Consider the following 2,057-nt stretch of genomic DNA (forward strand, 5'->3'; position numbering starts at 1 on the left):
AATCAACATAAATATTAAAAATAAAAACTCTAAATTTAAAATATATAAATAAAAGGAAAAACCATCATGAAAAAACTTTTACTTAGTACTATAGCAATTAGCTCTTTAGTCTATGCTAATAATGGTAGTATTACCATAGCTAAAAATGATATAGAAAAGGTTATAGAATTATCCCCTGATAGAAACCTCCCTCAAAACAAAGCTATTAAAGAAAATCTAAAAACCAAAGATGATTATAAAAAAGCTCAAGAAGCTAAAAAAGATTTTGAAGAAAAAAAGAAAGCTTTAAAAGAAAAACTTAATCAAGAAGATGAAACTAATGAGGAAGCTAATAATAACACTACCAACCCAAATAACCAAACTAACACTAACACAAACAATGATAAAGCTAACACTAACTCTAGTATAAATGATAAAACAAACAATAATTCTAATGCAACTAATAATAGTTTTAATAATGATACTACCAAATTAAACAATCAAGTCAATACCAACAATAATACAAGTAATCCAAATAACCAAACAAGTAATAGTTCTAATAATAACTCTACTAACTCAAGTAATCAAACTAATACTACTACTAAACAAGTCATAACCAAATACAAATTTGTTATCACTAATGAAAACACTAGCTTTAAAAAGCTAGGTATTAAAGAAGAAGATTTGCAATTACTTATTAGTGAGTTTAACACTAAAAAATTTAGCTTACAAGATTTACAAGATATATCTAATATCATTGCTTATTATTTTCAAGTTAATGGCTATCCTGCTGCAACAGCTTATGTGCCTCAACAAGAATTTGAAGATAGTATTCAAATAAACATAGCCTTAGGAACATTAGGTAAGTATATAATAAAGAATAAAACTACTATAAAAGATCATTTCATAGAGAGTAAGCTTAATGAAAGAATCAAAGGTGAAATCATCTCTACTAAACTCATAGAAGATAGTGTATATAAAGTCAATGAAATGTATGGAGTACAAACCCTAGCAGGTTTACAAGCAGGGGAGAATGTAGGTGAAACTGATGTAGTTATAGAAGTAGTGCCTGATACTAAGGCTAATGTATTATTATATGCTGATAATTATGGTATTAAAAGTGCAGGGGATATTAGAGCAGGTATTAGTATGGGATTTAATTCTATACTTAATATGGGGGATTATTATAATTTTTACTTACAATCAAGCAATGAAAAACAAATTAACTATGGAGCAAGTTATACTTTCTTTTTAGGAAATTTAAAAATTACTCCAAGCATATCTCAAGGATCTTATTCTTTAGGTGGAGATTATAAAGATGCAGGATTTTATGGTACTTCTAGAAATCTTGGTGTAGATTTTTCTTATCCTGTATGGATTAATACTAATTCATCTTTATACTTTACTTCTAGTATTTACCATAAGATACTTAGTGATACTAGTATGGATCTTTTAACCTTTGATAAAAGTTCTAATGTAGGTAGTATAGGTTTAGAAGGTTTATTTAGAGGCTTTGAAAATAATACCTTAAGTTATAGTGCTAAGGTAAGTGTGGGTAAGGTGTATGATGATGGCACTACTATATTTGGAGATACCTCTAAAAGTGGAGGCAAAGGCTTTGGTTGGTTTAGAAAACTCAATGCTAGTGTGAATAATTATTATAGTATTAATGAGTATATTACGCATACTTTAAATATAAACTATCAAAAGGTATTAGGGAATTTTGAATTAGATTCTTCTGAGAGCTCCTCTTTAGGTGGAGCTTATGGGGTAAGAGCTTATGATAATGGAGAAGGAGATGGAGATAATACCATAGTAGCTAACTTTGGTATAAGAATAAATATACCAAATACGAATTTTTATTTTACTCCCTTTTATGATGTAGGTTATGCTTGGTATGAAAAAGATGGAGGTAGATTAGCAGATGAGCATTTTTTGGATGCAGTAGGTTTACAAGTACTTTATAATAAAGCTAATGAGTATTATATAAAACTTGATGCAGCTAGAGCATTACATCAATACAAATACGATGATGAGCATAGAATGAAATTATATTTAAGTGGTGGGGTGTATTTTTA

General features: G+C 28.4%; 1 protein-coding gene. It reads left to right on the forward strand.

The features are described 5' to 3' along the window. Positions 1–66 precede the first annotated feature (66 nt). Positions 67–2,057: ShlB/FhaC/HecB family hemolysin secretion/activation protein (locus CAMP5060_RS08005; RefSeq protein WP_337218196.1), on the forward strand; the 1,991-nt coding region annotated here is incomplete at its 3' end.

It is taken from the genome of Campylobacter sp. 1569, assembly GCF_024723675.1.
Lineage (GTDB): Bacteria > Campylobacterota > Campylobacteria > Campylobacterales > Campylobacteraceae > Campylobacter_D > Campylobacter_D jejuni_C.